At 70.9% G+C, this 15,340-nt stretch carries 12 protein-coding genes and 1 pseudogene; 9 read left to right on the top strand and 4 right to left on the bottom strand.

Annotated features, from left to right (window positions below; translation table 11 throughout):
* Window positions 1–1,280: ROK family transcriptional regulator (locus DMH12_RS30380; RefSeq protein ID WP_148107557.1), on the bottom strand; the 1,280-nt coding region annotated here is incomplete at its 3' end.
* 173 nt (window positions 1,281–1,453) lie between these two features.
* Here DMH12_RS30380 and DMH12_RS30375 point away from each other — a divergent pair.
* The 5 genes from DMH12_RS30375 (at window position 1,454) to DMH12_RS30355 (ending at window position 8,107) form a co-directional block, all read left to right on the top strand.
* Window positions 1,454–2,770 (top strand): sugar ABC transporter substrate-binding protein, encoded by a 1,317-nt coding sequence (locus tag DMH12_RS30375; RefSeq protein ID WP_125494633.1) that lies wholly within the window; start codon window positions 1,454–1,456, stop codon window positions 2,768–2,770.
* A 58-nt stretch (window positions 2,771–2,828) separates the two neighbouring features.
* Window positions 2,829–3,866, top strand: a complete 1,038-nt coding sequence (locus DMH12_RS30370; protein ID WP_125494632.1) for a carbohydrate ABC transporter permease — start codon at window positions 2,829–2,831, stop codon at window positions 3,864–3,866.
* 7 nt (window positions 3,867–3,873) lie between these two features.
* The gene (locus tag DMH12_RS30365) at window positions 3,874–4,713 is read left to right on the top strand and encodes a carbohydrate ABC transporter permease (protein WP_122619036.1); all 840 of its coding nucleotides are present in this window, start codon (window positions 3,874–3,876) and stop codon (window positions 4,711–4,713) included.
* Between the two features lie 35 nt (window positions 4,714–4,748).
* Complete coding sequence (locus DMH12_RS30360) at window positions 4,749–6,107, top strand: GH1 family beta-glucosidase (RefSeq protein ID WP_125494636.1); 1,359 nt, start codon at window positions 4,749–4,751, stop codon at window positions 6,105–6,107.
* Between the two features lie 122 nt (window positions 6,108–6,229).
* The gene (locus DMH12_RS30355; protein WP_125494631.1) at window positions 6,230–8,107 is read left to right on the top strand and encodes a discoidin domain-containing protein; all 1,878 of its coding nucleotides are present in this window, start codon (window positions 6,230–6,232) and stop codon (window positions 8,105–8,107) included.
* Between the two features lie 33 nt (window positions 8,108–8,140).
* On the opposite strand, the gene DMH12_RS30350 is transcribed toward DMH12_RS30355, so the two are convergent.
* On the bottom strand, window positions 8,141–8,959 hold the full coding sequence (locus DMH12_RS30350; protein ID WP_125494630.1) for an SAM-dependent methyltransferase: 819 nt from the start codon (window positions 8,957–8,959) through the stop codon (window positions 8,141–8,143).
* Between the two features lie 167 nt (window positions 8,960–9,126).
* Here DMH12_RS30350 and DMH12_RS30345 point away from each other — a divergent pair, with 167 nt between their 5' ends.
* From DMH12_RS30345 to DMH12_RS40035, 4 genes are all read left to right on the top strand, one after another.
* Complete coding sequence (locus DMH12_RS30345; protein WP_125494629.1) at window positions 9,127–10,788, top strand: phosphodiester glycosidase family protein; 1,662 nt, start codon at window positions 9,127–9,129, stop codon at window positions 10,786–10,788.
* Window positions 10,789–10,900: 112 nt separating this feature from the next.
* On the top strand, window positions 10,901–11,935 hold the full coding sequence (locus DMH12_RS30340) for an alpha/beta hydrolase family protein (RefSeq protein ID WP_185832641.1): 1,035 nt from the start codon (window positions 10,901–10,903) through the stop codon (window positions 11,933–11,935).
* A gap of 135 nt (window positions 11,936–12,070) precedes the next feature.
* Window positions 12,071–13,411 (top strand): M64 family metallopeptidase, encoded by a 1,341-nt coding sequence (locus tag DMH12_RS30335; protein WP_125494628.1) that lies wholly within the window; start codon window positions 12,071–12,073, stop codon window positions 13,409–13,411.
* 18 nt (window positions 13,412–13,429) lie between these two features.
* Complete coding sequence (locus DMH12_RS40035) at window positions 13,430–13,789, top strand: hypothetical protein (protein WP_260474396.1); 360 nt, start codon at window positions 13,430–13,432, stop codon at window positions 13,787–13,789.
* A gap of 35 nt (window positions 13,790–13,824) precedes the next feature.
* Here DMH12_RS40035 and DMH12_RS30325 read toward each other — a convergent pair whose 3' ends face one another.
* Window positions 13,825–15,138 (bottom strand): hypothetical protein, encoded by a 1,314-nt coding sequence (locus DMH12_RS30325; protein ID WP_125494627.1) that lies wholly within the window; start codon window positions 15,136–15,138, stop codon window positions 13,825–13,827.
* A gap of 94 nt (window positions 15,139–15,232) precedes the next feature.
* A pseudogene (locus tag DMH12_RS40565) lies at window positions 15,233–15,340 on the bottom strand (IS5/IS1182 family transposase); the annotation flags it as partial.

Genomic DNA, 15,340 nt, shown 5'->3' with positions numbered 1-15,340 from the left:
CCCCCGAGGGCCGCCCGCCACGCCGGTACCGGCCCGGGGGCGGTCACCGGTGGCTGTCGGCCGCCGCGTGCGAAGAAGGCCGCGAGGGGCAGGGTCGCGGCGCCGACCGTCACCGCGTCGGGACCGAGGCGGCCGAGGGCGATGCCCACCCGCCCGGCGGGGTGTCGGAGCGCGTGGGCGAGCGCGTGGACCCGCACCGACTCCAGGAAGGGCGCACCCAGTTGGAGTCCGGCCCAGCCGCCCACGACGACCCGTTCGGGCTGGAAGAGGTTGATCAGGTCGGAGAGGCCCGCGCCCAGGTACTCGGCGGTCTCGGCCAGGACCCGGGCCGCCACGGGGTCCGGTGCGCCCCCGTCCCCGGGGCGGGCGGCGGACAGCAGGGCGGTCAGCGCGGCCTCCTCGTCGACGCCGGGCGGCGGCTGCCCACCCGCCTCCCGCCACCGCGCCAGCAGCGCCTCCGCGCCCGCGTACGCCTCCAGGCATCCCCGTGCCCCGCACCGGCACCGGCGCCCCCGCACCCGCACCGTCAGGTGCCCCCACTCCACCGCGCGGCCGCCCTCCACATCGTCCGTGACGACGCAGGCGCCTACGCCGGAGCCGAAGAGCACGACCACGGCGTTGTGCGCGCCGCGCCCGCCGCCGAACCACATCTCGGCCTGCCCCAGCGTCTTGGCGCCGTTGTCGATGAACAGCGGCACGTGCCCGGGCAGCCGTCCAGAGTCCCGCAGCAGGGCCTCCAGGGGCACCGCGTCCCACCCGATGGTCTGCCCGTGCACCAGGGCGCCGTCGGCGGTGTGCTCCACGATGCCGGGGACCCCGACGCCGACGCCCAGCAGCTCGCCCTGCCCCGGCGCGGGGGTGCCGAGGACCTCCGCGATGCCGTCCAGGATGTGTCCGGCGACCACCCGCACGTCGTACGTGCGCGAGCCGTGCCCGGGCAACGCCCGCTCTGTCCGGGCCAGTTCGGACATCGACAGGTCGAACAGCTCGACGCGCACCCGGGTCTCGCCGACGTCGACCCCGACCAGGCGGCCCCGGTCCGCCGCGATCCGGACGAGGGTGCGCGGTCGGCCGCCGTCCGTGCCGAGGCTGCCCGCCTCCTCGACCAGACCGTCGGCGATCAGCTCGGCGACGACGTTGCTGACAGAACCCGAACTCAGTCCGGCCGCCGAACCCAGCGCGAGCCGGCTCATCGGCCCGTCGAAATACAACCGTTGCAGAACGGCGGTGCGGCTCTCGCGCCGCAGGTCACGGACGGTTCGCCCGCTGTGCCTGGCCATCCGGCCCCTTCCTCGGGCGCCTCCGCCCGCCTTTCGACCGCGCGCGACACCTTGACGAGTCTTTCTCTCGGGGTTTAACTCACGTCCTAAATTAAGCCATGAGGGGCTTCGGGAAGTACACCGGGGCCGTCCTCGGACTTCTCGACCGACTCCCGGAAGGGACCCCAGGAGCCATGCGCAGTATCCGAGCCGCGGCCGTAGGCGCCGTCACCATGTCTCTCGCTCTCGCCGCCTCGGCCTGCGGAGGGGGTTCCTCCTCGGGCGGCGGATCCAACGACTCGCCGAAGGAACTCACCTACTGGGCCTCCAACCAGGGCGCCAGCGTCGAGGTCGACAAGAAGGTCCTCCAGCCCGAACTGGACAAGTTCGAGAAGGAGACCGGCATCAAGGTGAAGCTGGAGGTCGTGCCCTGGTCCGACCTGCTCAACCGGATCCTCACCGCCACCACCTCGGGCCAGGGCCCGGACATCCTCAACATCGGCAACACCTGGAGCGCCTCCCTCCAGGCCACCGGCGCGCTGCTGCCCTGGGACGCGAAGAACTTCGACAAGATCGGCGGCAGGAACCGCTTCGTGGAGTCCGCGCTCGGCTCCACCGGCGTCGAGGGACAGGACCCGGCGGCCGTCCCGCTGTACTCGATGGCCTACGCGCTCTACTACAACAAGAAGATGTTCGCCGACGCGGGCGTCACCAAGCCCCCGGCCACCTGGGACGAGCTGGTCGAGACCGGCAAGAAGATCTCGAAGGACGGCAAGTGGGCCCTCGGCGCCGAGGGCTCCAACCTGTCGAACAACATCCACCAGGTCTTCGTCCTCGGCAAGCAGCACGGCGCCGACTTCTTCACCGCCGACGGCAAGCCCGACTTCACCTCCGACGGGGCCGTAGCGGCCGTCAAGCAGTACGTCGACCTGATGGCCCAGGACGAGGTCATCGCCCCCGGCAACGCCGAGTACGCGCAGAACCAGTCCCTCAGCGACTTCGCCAAGGGCAAGACCGCGATGGTGCTCTGGCAGACCGCCTCCGCCACCTTCAAGACCATGGGCATGGAGGAGGACGAGTGGGGCGTCGCCCCCGCCCCCGTCGCGTCCGGCACCCCCGGCACCGGCCAGGCCACCAACTCCATGGTCGCCGGCATCAACATGGCCGTCTTCAAGAACACCGACAACGTCGACGGCGCCACCAAGTTCGTGAAGTTCATGACCAGCGACGCCGAGCAGAAGATCCTCAACGAGGCGTACGGATCCATCCCGCCGGTCAAGGCCGCACAGACCGACCCGGCGTTCAACACCCAGGCCACGGCCGTGCTGCGGGAGACCCTCGCCACCAGCGCCGCCGCGCTGCCCCAGGTGCCCGACGAGTCGCAGTTCGAGACCGCCGTCGGCACGGCCGTGAAGGAGCTGTTCGCGGACGCGGCGGCCGGCCGTGAGGTGACCGCCGAGTCGGTCAAGGAGAAGCTCGCCAAGGCCCAGCAGCAGATGCCGACGAAGTGAGCGCGCCCCGACCCCCACGGACCCGCACCGCCTCCGACACGACGACACGGATCTCGCCATGACCACCACGACCGCCTCGGCGCAGCCCGGCGAGCGGACGGTCGGCAAGAGCTCCCCCGGGACGGCGCGCGGACCCCGCCGCCGTCCCGGGCGGATCCGCCGCATCGGCCTGCCCTACCTGCTGCTCCTGCCGGCCCTGCTCCTCGAACTCCTCGTCCACCTGGTGCCGATGGTCATCGGCATCGTGATGAGCTTCAAGGAGCTCACCCAGTTCTACATCCGCGACTGGACCGTCGCCCCGTGGACCGGCCTCGACAACTACAGCATGTCGGTCGACTTCGACGCACCCGTCGGCGAGGCCCTGCTCCACTCCTTCCTCGTCACCTGCGCCTTCACCGTGCTGTCCGTCGGGCTGTGCTGGCTGATCGGCACCGCCGCGGCGATCTGCATGCAGGACGCCTTCCGCGGCCGCGGCCTGCTCCGGGCGATCTTCCTGGTGCCGTACGCCCTGCCGGTCTACGCGGCCGTCATCACCTGGGCGTTCATGTTCCAGCACGACAACGGACTGGTGAACCACGTCCTGCACGACCAGCTCGGCCTCACCGACAAGCCCTCCTTCTGGCTGATCGGCGACAACAGCTTCGTCGCGCTGCTCGTGGTGTCGGTCTGGAAGGGCTGGCCGTTCGCCTTCCTCATCGTCATGGCAGGCCTGCAGAACATCCCCAAGGAGCTGTACGAGGCCGCCGCCCTGGACGGCGCCGGCGTCTGGCAGCAGATCCGCCGCATCACCCTGCCGTCGCTGCGTCCGGTCAACCAGGTCCTGGTCCTCGTGCTGTTCCTGTGGACCTTCAACGACTTCAACACGCCGTTCGTCCTGTTCGGCAAGGCCGCGCCGGAGGCCGCCGACCTGATCTCCATCCACATCTACCAGTCGTCGTTCGTCACCTGGAACTTCGGCGCCGGTTCCGCGATGTCGGTGCTGTTGCTGCTCTTCCTGCTGCTGGTGACGGGCGTGTACCTGTTCCTGACCTCCCGGTCCGCCAGGACCCCCCGGGCCGCCCGGGCTTCCCGCGAGAGGAAGACGGCCGATGTCTAGGTCCACGATGGCGGCGCCGCGCTCCTTCCTCTGGACCCGCCGCGTCTTCCTCACCCTGCTCACCGGCTTCGTCCTGCTGCCGGTGTACGTCATGGTGTCCAGCTCGCTGAAGCCGCTCCAGGACGTGTCGAGCAAGTTCCGCTGGCTGCCCAGCGAGCTGACGATCCGCCCCTACATCGACATCTGGTCGACTGTCCCGCTGGCGAAGTACTTCGTCAACTCGCTGATCGTGGCGGGTGCGGCGACCGTCTGCTCCGTCGTGATCGCCGTCTTCGCCGCCTACGCGGTCAGCCGTTACGAGTTCCGAGGCAAGCGCGTCTTCTCGGTGACCGTCCTGTCCACGCAGATGTTCCCGGGCATCCTGTTCCTGCTGCCCCTGTTCCTCATCTACGTGAACATCGGCAACGCCACCGGCATCGCCCTGTTCGGCTCCCGTGGCGGCCTGATCCTCACGTACCTGACCTTCTCCCTGCCCTTCTCCATCTGGATGCTCATCGGCTACTTCGACTCGGTGCCGCGCGACCTGGACGAGGCGGCCCTGGTGGACGGCTGCGGGCCGCTGCGCGCGCTGTTCAAGGTCGTGGTGCCGGCCGCGATCCCCGGCATCGTCGCGGTCGCCGTGTACGCCTTCATGACCGCGTGGGGCGAGGTCCTGTTCGCCTCCGTGATGACCAACGACGCCACCCGCACCCTCGCGGTCGGTCTCCAGGGCTACTCCACGCAGAACGACGTGTACTGGAACCAGATCATGGCCGCCTCCCTGGTGGTCAGCGTCCCCGTGGTGGCGGGCTTCCTGCTTCTCCAGCGCTATCTCGTCGCGGGGCTGACGGCGGGTGCCGTCAAGTGACCGCGACCAACCTTCCCGAACCCGAGAGGACCCACGTGACCATCGACCTCGCCGCACTCCCGCACGACTTCCTGTGGGGCACGGCCACATCGGCGTACCAGATCGAGGGAGCCGTGGCGGAGGACGGACGTTCGCCGTCGATCTGGGACACCTTCTCGCACACCCCCGGGAAAATCGACAACAACGACCACGGCGACGTCGCCTGCGACCACTACCACCGCACGCACGAGGACATCGAGCTGATGCGGAGGCTGGGCACCAACGCCTACCGCCTCTCGATCGCGTGGCCGCGCGTCGTGCCGGGCGGCGACGGCCCCGTCAACGCGAAGGGGCTGGCCTTCTACGACCGGCTGATCGACGACCTGCTGGCGGCCGGCATCACACCGTCCGTCACCCTCTACCACTGGGACCTGCCGCAGACGCTCCAGGACCGGGGCGGCTGGCCCGAGCGCGCGACCGCCGAGCACTTCGCGTCCTACGCCTCAGTCGTCGCCGAACGCCTCGGCGACCGCGTCCAGCACTGGGCCACCCTCAACGAGCCGCTGTGCTCCGCCTGGATCGGGCATCTGGAGGGCAAGATGGCCCCCGGCTGGACCGACCTGACCGCGGCCGTGCGCGCCTCGTACCACCTGCTCCTCGGCCACGGCATGGCCATGCGCGCGATCCGCGACGCGGCCCCGGGCGCCCAGGTGGGCATCGTCAACAACCTCTCCACCATCCACGCCGCCACCGACCGCGACGAGGACCTGGCCGCCGCCCGCCGCATGGACGGACACACCAACCGCTGGTGGCTGGACCCGGTCCACGGCCGCGGCTTCCCGGAGGACATGCGCGAGGTCTACGGCGTCGAACTCCCCGAGCAGCCGGGCGACATGGACCTCATCGGCGCACCGCTGGACTGGCTGGGCCTGAACTACTACTTCCCCCAGACCGTCGCCGACGACCCCACCGGACCCGCCCCCCACGTCCGCACCGTCCGCCGGGTCGGCGTGCCGCGCACCGGCATGGACTGGGAGATCGACGCCGGTGGCATCGAGGAGCTGCTGCTGCGCCTGACGAACGAGTACGGCCCGCGCAGGCTGTACGTCACCGAGAACGGCTCGTCCTTCCCCGACGTGGTCCGCCCCGACGGCACGATCGACGACCCGGAGCGCCAGGAGTACCTGACCGCCCACCTCGCGGCCTGCGCCTCGGCCGCCCGCAGGGGTGCCCCGCTGGCGGGCTACTTCGCCTGGTCGCTGCTGGACAACTTCGAGTGGGCGTACGGCTACGACAAGCGCTTCGGCCTGGTCCACGTGGACTACGCGACCCAGGTCCGCACGGTCAAGGGCAGCGGGCGGCACTACGCGGACATCATCCGCCGGGCGCGCAAGAGCGAGCGCAAGGCGGCCTGACTCCGTGGTGGGCGCGGATGCGGGAGTCCGCGCCCACCACGGCCCCGCCCGTACGGCCGAGCACATGCATGTCAGGTACATGGCCTTCACGCATGGCAGTAACTCGTCCGGAGGAGACCCCCATGCCATCCCGTACCCCCCGCACCCTCCTGACCGCCCTCGCCGCGCTGACCCTGCTGGCGGCGGGCCCGGTCCTCACCACCCCCGCGGCCGCCGAGCCGTCCGCCGCCGCGGCCTGGGACACCGACCGCGCGGCCTCCGCGTACACCGCGAACCCCGCCGCGGTGACCGCCTCGGCCAGCGAGAACGCGGGCACCGCACCCGGCCTGGCCTTCGACGGCAACGGTGCCACCCGCTGGTCCAGCGACTTCACCGACACCGCCTGGATCCGCGTCGACCTCGGCGCCGTGATCCGCGTCGACCGCGTCACCCTGGACTGGGAGGCCGCCTACGGCAAGAGATACGTGCTGGAGGCGTCCAGGAACGGCACCGACTGGACCCCCTTCTACACGGAGACCGCGGGCACGGGCGGATCGGTCACCGCCCACACCTACCCGCAGGAGGTCACCGCCCGCTACGTCCGCATGCGCGGCGTAGAACGGGCCACCCCCTACGGCTACTCCCTCTACTCCTTCAAGGTCTACGGCGGCGAACCGGCCCCCGCGTCCACCACGCGTACCAACCTCGCCCTGAACCACCCGGCGTACGCGAACTTCTACCAGCACGCGGGCAACTCACCGGCGTTCGTCACCGACGGCGGCCGCCCGGCCGACCTGAAGGCCGACGCGAGCCGCTGGTCCAGCGACTGGAACGCCGACCGCTGGGTCTCCGTCGACCTCGGCGCCACCTCGGTCGTCGACACCGTGGACCTGTACTGGGAGGCGGCGTACGCGGTCGACTACGAACTCCAGGTCTCGGACGACAACCGCACCTGGCGCACCGTGTACCGCCCCTCCGCGAGCGAGGTCGCCGCCCGCCGCGCCGACGTCAAGTCCCCGGGCGAGGCCACCGGCCGCCACGACAGCGTCCGCCTGCCGCAGCCCGCCACCGGCCGCTACGTCCGCATGCTCGGCAAGGAACGCCGCTCCTTCTACAACCCGGCCCCGTCGACCGCCCAGTTCGGCTACTCGCTCTACGAGTTCGAGGTCTGGGGCACGGGAGGCAGCGCGGCGGCGGCGTACCCGGCGCTGCCGGGCGAGCAGTCCGGCACGTACCGCACCACGTTCTTCGACGACTTCACGTCCGGCTCCCTCGACCGGGCCAAGTGGCGCGTCGTGCGCACCGGCACGGAGATGGGCTCCGTCAACGGCGAGTCGCAGGCGTACGTCGACTCCGCCGACAACATCCGCCTGGAGAACGGCGCCCTGGTCCTGCGCGCCAAGCACTGCAAGGGCTGCACCAAGGCGGGCGGCGGAACCTACGACTTCACCTCGGGACGCATCGACACCAACACCAAGTTCGACTTCACCTACGGCAAGGTCAGCGCCCGCATGAAGCTGCCGGTCGGCGACGGCTTCTGGCCGGCCTTCTGGATGCTGGGCAGCAACGTGGACGACCCCTCGGTGTCCTGGCCGGCCTCCGGCGAGACCGACATCATGGAGAACATCGGCTACGGCGACTGGACCAGCAGCGCCCTGCACGGCCCCGGCTACTCCGCGGACGGCAACATCGGGGCCCGTCAGGTGTACCCGGGCGGCGGCCGGGCCGACCAGTGGCACACCTACGCGGTGGAGTGGACGCCGACCGGCATGAAGTTCTCCGTCGACGACCGGGTGGTCCAGGAGACGACCCGGAACAAGCTGGAGTCGACGCGGGGGGAGTGGGTCTTCGACCACGACCAGTACGTGATCCTGAACCTGGCGCTGGGCGGCGCGTACCCGGCCGGCTGGAACAAGGTCACCAGCCCGTACTGGGGGCTGCCGCAGTCCAGCGTGGACCGGATCGCGGCCGGGGGAGTGCAGGCGGAGGTGGACTGGGTGCGGGTGGAGCAGAAGGGGTAGCGGACGGGAAGGCCGTTCGGGCTTGCCCGTCCGTCAGGCGCCCTTCCTCGCCACCCCGCCGTAGATGCCGATCGGCGGCGCGTCCGGCCGGGGCGTCTCCTCGGGACGCCAGTCGGTGACCCGGACGAGACCCGGTTCGACCAGCGCGAAGTCACCGAACAGGTCGAGGACGTCGGCGTGGCGGCGCAGGTTCATGGACGCGGTGGCGTTGTTGTAGACGGCCGCCGCGTCCGCGCGCCGGTCCTCGTGGACGTCGCCCGTCGCGTGCGACAGAACGAGGTAGGACCCGTCGGGCAGCGCGTCGCGCAGGGTGGCGACGATGCCCGCCGGGTCCTCCGCGTCGGAGACGAAGTGCAGGACCGCCACCAGCAGCAGCGCCACCGGCCGGTCCAGGTCGATGACCTCGCGTACCTCGGGGTGGTCGAGGATCGCGCGGGGATCGCGCAGGTCGGCGAGGACGACTGCGGTGTCCGGGTCGTCCGACAGCGCCCTGGAATGCGTACTGACGATGGGGTCGTTGTCGACGTAGGCGACCCGGGTCTCCGGGGCGACGGCCCGTGCGATCTGGTGGACGTTGGGCTCGGTGGGCAGACCCGTGCCCACGTCGAGTATCTGCCGGACGCCACCCTCGGCCACCACGTGCCGGACCGCGCGGTGCATGAAGCGCCGGTTGGCGAGGACGCCCTCGCGCACCTCGGGCGCCGCCTTCATGAACTCCTCGGCGGCCCGCTGGTCGACCTCGTAGTTGTCCTTGCCGCCGAGGAAGTAGTCGTACATCCGGGCGGGATGGGGCTTGCTCGTGTCGACCCGGTACGGGTGGGCGGCGTTCTCGCCACCGCTCAGGGAGGTCATGCGGCCTGACTCCGTCCTCAACTCGCGGTCCACCGGCGGGAGGAACATGGCGACCGACTGTCGGAACATCATCTTTGCAGACCGCTTCTTGACGCGAGCCGTATCGGGTCGATACTTGTGCGCAGCATGCGTCGGTTGGTGTCCGCGGTCGGCACGAGGCGGGTCGGATGAAGAGCCGGACGAACCTGAGACTGAGCGCCACGGGCGCCGCACTCGGCATCATCGCCGCCCTGGGCGCGCTGCCGGCACAGGCGGGCCCGCCCACGTCGTCGACTCCGCACCCTCATCCGTCGAGCCGAACCACCCTCCCCCTGGGCCCCGGCGACCTCCCCGAGACCCGCACCACGACGACCCTCCAGCCGGGCGTCACCCTCACCCGCATCGTGCGCGGGAACACCGAGGACCCGGCACTCCACTGGACGGTGGAGGTCTCCATCCCGGGCGGCGACACCTCCCCCGACCCGGACGCGCCGCCGACGGCCCTGAAGGACCGGGCGAGCGCGGACGAACTCGCTGCCGATCTCCGCCAGAAGGGCTTCGAGGCCCGTGTCGAGCGGGTGCGGACTCCGCGCACGGCCGACTACACCGGCGGCACCCTCGGCTGGCGGGTCCGCATCGGGGCGTACGACACGCAGTCCGACGCGACGGCCGAGCGCACCCGCCTGACAGCTGCGGGCTACACGGGATCCGCCGTGTACACGGGCTGGGACGGCGAGGCCACCGACCGGGGCCCGTGGCGCGTGGACGTACTGACCGTCGACCCGCGCAGGTTCCGCGGCAGCCTCGACGCGTCGTACGGCCCCGACCTGGAGGCCCGCGAGACGACCAGCCGGCTGTCGGCGGCGGCAGACGCGACCGCCGCGGTCAACGCGGGCTTCTTCGTCCTCGACCCCAAGGCGGGCGCGCCGGGCGACCCGGCCGGCGTGGGCGTGTACGACGGGCGCCTGCTGAGCGAACCGGTGGCGGGCCGCCCGAGCCTGGTGCTCCACGACGACGCCCGGGGCACCCGGGTCACCCGCTTCACCTGGCGGGGGAGGGTCACCGCCGACGGGACGTCCCTGAGCCTGGGCGGCGTCAACCGCATGCCGGGCCTGATCAGGAACTGCGGCGGCTCCCCGGGCGACCTCCCCACGTCGCTGCCGCTGCACGACGTCACCTGCACCAACCCGGACGACCTGGTCGCCTTCACGCCCGAGTTCGGGGGCGGCCGTACACCCGGGGGCGAGGGGGCGGAAGCCGTACTGGACGCGCACGACCGGGTGGTGGAGATCCGCTCACCCCGGGGCGGGGCCCTCCCGCCGGGCGGCAGTTCGGTGCAGGCGACGGGACGGCGCGTGGCGGACCTGACAGCCGTGGCCCATGTCGGCGACCGCCTGCGCGTGCACACGACCCTGCTGGATGCCCGGGGCCGCCCGTACCAGCCCTCACCCCGCACCGACATCGTGAACGCCGGCCCGGAACTGGTCCGCGACGGCCGTGTCCACGTCACCCCCGCCGCCGACGGCATGGTGCACCCCGACGATCCGAGCTGGTACTACGGCTGGGTGCACAAACGCAACCCACGCACCCTGGCGGGCGTGGACGCAGCGGGCCGCACCGTACTCGTCACCGCCGACGGACGCGGCACCCGGTCCCTCGGACTGAGCATCCCCGAGAGCGCCGCGGTCGCCAGGTCGCTCGGCCTGCGCGACGCGGTCAACCTGGACGGCGGCGGCTCCACGACCATGGTGACGGACGACGCCGTCATCAACACCCCGTCCGACGCGACCGGCGAACGCCCGGTCGGAGACGCCTCGTTGATCCTGCCAACCCGCAAGCACGGCCACTGACGTCCGTGCGACACCCGCGTAACATCCGTGTGCCATCCGTGAGACAGCCGTGAGACGTCCGAGGACCCGCACCACAGCGCGACGAAGAGCCACCCACCCCCAGGGAGCCGCCGTGATCGCGAACGTGCCCACCGTCCCGCCCCGCCCGCGCGCCAGAGCGTTCCTCGCCCCGGCACTGCTCCTGATCGTGCTGCTCGCGACACTGGCCCCGACGGCCCCCGCCGCGCGGGCCGCAGGGGCGACGGCCGCCTCCCGCCCCGGCGCGGAGGTGGTGGCCGTCACCCAGGTCGCCAACCGGCAGCTCGACCTGTCCGTCCGCTCAACGGCCCTGGGCGGCCGCACCGTCAAGGTCCGCCTCCTCACCCCCGACGGCTGGAAGCCCTCCGACCGGCACCACCGCCAACACTGGCCTACGCTCTGGCTCCTGCACGGCTGCTGCGGCGACTACACGTCGTGGACCGCGATGACCGACGTGGCGCAGACGGACAGCCTGCGCGACGTGCTGGTCGTCATGCCCGAGGCGGGCTGGAACGGCTGGTACAGCGACTGGTGGAACCACGGCAAGGGCGGCGACCCGGCCTGGGAGACCTTCCACACGGTGGAACTCCGCCGCCTCTTGGAAAGTGACTGGGGCGCCGGCGGCAACCGCGTGGTGGCGGGCCTGTCGATGGGCGGCCAGGGAGCCCTGTCGTACGCGGCCCGGCACCCCGGCATGTTCAGGGCGACGGCGGCCTACTCGGCGTCGGCGCACCCCCTCCTCAACGACGAGTCGACCGACCGCATCATGGGCTTCTTCGCCGGCCAGGGAGGCGACCCGCTGCGCGTCTGGGGCGACCCCGTGGCACAACGCCGCATCTGGCAGTCCCACGACCCCTTCCACCTCGCCCGGGGCCTCAAGTCGATCCCGGTCTACCTGTCCTGCGGCGACGGCACCACGGGCCCCCTGGACCCGCCGGGCAGCACGAGCGCCCTGGAGGCCGACTTCAACCGCCAGAACCACGCACTGGCAGCGGAGCTGAAGCGGGTGGGCGCGAGGCACGTGACGACGAACTTCTACGGCCCGGGAACCCACGGATGGGCCTACTGGGAGAGGGAGTTGCACGCGTCGCTGCCGATGCTGCTGAAGGCGCTGCGGGTATCCGGCTGACACCTCGCCACATCCTCAACACCCCTTGCGGCAAAGGGAACAGCCCTCTAACTTAACTCCGACGCGTAAGCACACTTACATCCCTGCTTACGTCAACCGCTTACGTCACCGTCGTCGTCGTGGGGACCTGTCACCGTGCACATACGCATCCGTGGAACCGCGGCGGCGACCGCCCTCGCCCTGTCCGCCCTCCTGCCCGCGACCGGCACGGTGGCCGTCGCGGCCGAAGCACCGACGGCGAGGCAGGAGAGCGGCCGGGTCGGCGTCGAATACTTCCCCGACCCCAGGGGCGAGGGATCCCGCACGGACGTCCCGGCGACGAGCCCGCACGCTCAGTCGGCCCCGGCCTCCCGGCAGCGGACTGGGGTGGGGGACGGCGAGGTGGTCCCGATCGCCGAGACGGGTCCGACCGCCGACCGCCTGGACGTGACGATCATCGGCGACGGCTACACCGCCGCACAGCAGGAGGACTTCCTCCAGGACGCCCGCGCGAAGTGGGACGCGGTGACGGACATCGAGCCGTACAAGAGCTACGAGGGCCTCTTCAACGTCTGGGCGGTGCAGGCGGTCTCCCAGGACTCGGGCGTCACGGGCGACCCGACACAGGACGTGACGAGGAACACCGCACTCGGCTCGTACTTCTTCTGCGACGAGATCGAACGCCTGATCTGCGTAGACCTCGACAAGACCAAGTCCTACGCCGACAAGGCCCCGGCGACCGACCTGGTGATCGTGGTCTCCAACTCCACCAAGTACGGCGGCGCCGGCTACTCCGGACTCGCGGGCGACTACGGCTACGACGGCGTCTCGACCCTCTCCTCCGACAACGCCCAGTCCACCCTGATAGCGGCCCACGAGATGGCCCACTCCATCGGCCTCCTCGCCGACGAGTACCAGTACGACGGCTACGGCGCCTACCCGGGCGACGAACCGGCGGCGGCCAACGTCTCGAAGCTCACCGCCGACCGGATGGCCGCGCAGGGCGCCAAGTGGGCCGACTGGCTGGGAGAGGCCGACCCGAGCGGTGGCGTCGTCGACACCTTCGAAGGCGGCGACTACTACGAGTACGGCATCTACCGCCCCACCGCCAACTCCATCATGCGCTCGCTGAACACCGACCAGTTCAACCTTCCCGGCCGCGAGGCGATGATCGCCGGCTTCTACCGCTCGGCGAACGCCCTCACCCCGCTGGCCGACCCCGCCACCCGCACCTCCCGCTTCGCCCGCCTCTCCGTCTCCCTCGCCACCCTTCCCGCCGGCACCCTCGCCCGCCCCCAGCTCCGCTGGTACGTCGACGGCCGCGAGGCGAGGCAGGCCCGCGGCAGGACGTCGGTCGTACCGGCGGCCCTCGGGGTCCCGTCGGGCCGTCGCGCACATACGGTGACGGCAAAGGTGGTGGACATGACGATGGCGGTGCGGAGCGCGAAGGTGCGGGGGACCACGTCGAACTCGGTGACGTGGACGGTCAAGGGGTGAGTCGTGGCGAGCAGCCGAATGTTCGAGACGATCCGGTGGCGTTGCTACGCACGCGTCAACGACCGCCGCGGGGCCGAGCGCGTGGTCGGTCGGCTCGCGGCTCGGCTGGACAGGCCCCTGAGGCTCGACACCTACGAGCGGTACTGGAAGTACCCCGAGCTTGCCGAATTGCGTCTGGTCTCACCACTCGGGTCGGTTGGTCCGGATGCCGCACTCCTCGATGTCCTTCAGAGCGCGTGGCGGATCGCGACACCTTGGGCTCTTGGGGCTCCGGGCACGGACGGTGAGTTCGAAGGAATCGCTGCGGTGAACACCGGCTCACGCTTCACCGTCCCGGGAGTCGAGTGGATGGAGTTCCAGGCCACCGACCGCCAATGAACAAGCCACCGCGCAAACGAGGTGCGCGCGTGCGTTCACGCCGACGCGGGCAGCGCGGGGAACACGGTCACGGAACCCTCCTCGTCACGGGCGATTTCGATCGCCACGTCCGTCGCGCGGCTGTCGACCGCGACGCCGTCGCCCAGCTGACGGATCCGGTGGGCCGCGCGCATCAGGCGGTCGACTTCAGCGTTCGTGAAGACGGGCCGGCGTCCCTGAGGGCGGGTCAGTTCCAGTGCCGACAGGCGGACCAGAACGCCGGCAAGGCTCGACTCCAGTGTGTCGAGGCGCTGCTGGTCGCGCTTGAGGACGCGGGTGAAGCTCTCGAACAGGTTGTTGGGGTCGCTCTGCGCGTGCTCGACGGCCTGCAGGACGACGACTCTCCGCTTGAGCGCGATGGCGAGAGTGGCGAGTTCCAGGTGGGCGCGGAAGATGCCGCCACCGTCGTCGATGCCGGGGAACGACTTGGTCAGCGTGCCGAGATCGACGGCTTGTCCCTCGGGCAGCTTGTCGAGTGCGCTCTGCCACTTGGCAAGGCGGCGATCGACGGCGCCCAGCGCAGAGTTGATGGCGTGCACTGCCGAGTCCAGACCCAGCGACACCCCGGGCCTGCCCTGGTCGAGCAGGATGGCGGTGGCCTTGTCGATGGCGTCCCGGCAGCCGTCGAGTGTGCTGTGCTCTTGTTCGAGTTCCTGCTCCTGCAGTTGCTCCAGCATCTCCGTGATGTGCTCGATTGCCTGCTGGCGCTTGCCGTCCGCATGCGCGCTCACCCCCACCGCCACGGCCATGAGGACGAGCGGCGCGGCCACGGTGAGCATCGCAGTGCCGCCGACCGCCACGCCCGCGGTCGCACCGGCTCCACCGACCGCGCCCGCCGTTGCCGCTTGGCCGGCCGGCACGAACGTCACGGCACCGGCGATTCTTCCCGACGAGTCCACCAGCGCACTTCGGATGGCACTGGACGTGCCCTTCGCCACCATCGGGCTAAGACAGCCCTGACCGACCTGGGCGGCGAGCTTCGCCGGAATCACCATGCGGTAGAGGCCTTCGCCGGCCACTGTCGCCGTAGCCGACGAGGAACTCCGCGCTGATTGTGTGATGAGCTGCGAGAGGTGCTGCGCCAAGGGGCTCGCGGCATCGAGCGAGATGCCCCGGCCACGGTCGAGCTTGTCGGGCAGCGGATGTACCTCAAGCGTGGCGATCGGCTCGTCGGCCAGGGCGGCCAGCGCCCCGCGCAGTTCAGCCAGACGCTCAGCCGTCATGGGCCCGTCCCCGGCCAATGCGGGCACCCGGACATCACCGGTCGCCAGCGTCCACACCGGAACGATGTCCTTGCGGTCGTCAGTCATCGTCTCCCCCTCTTTCTCCAGCGACAGCCTACGGTCGGGGCCCGACCGGCAGGGCATGAACCTTGTATGTACGTGCTAGGGGGTTTCGTTTGGATCAGCGGGCGGACCAGAGGAAGATGCCCGCGATGTGGAGTCCGGCGAGGTAGATGGTCGCGGTCTTCTCGTAGCGGGTGGCGATGCCGCGCCACTGCTTCAGGCGGTT

It is taken from the genome of Streptomyces sp. WAC 04229 (genome assembly GCF_003947455.1).
Taxonomy (GTDB): domain Bacteria; phylum Actinomycetota; class Actinomycetes; order Streptomycetales; family Streptomycetaceae; genus Streptomyces.
The sequence above is the reverse complement of the archived record's forward strand: the minus strand, read 5'-3'. Positions and strand labels throughout refer to the sequence as shown.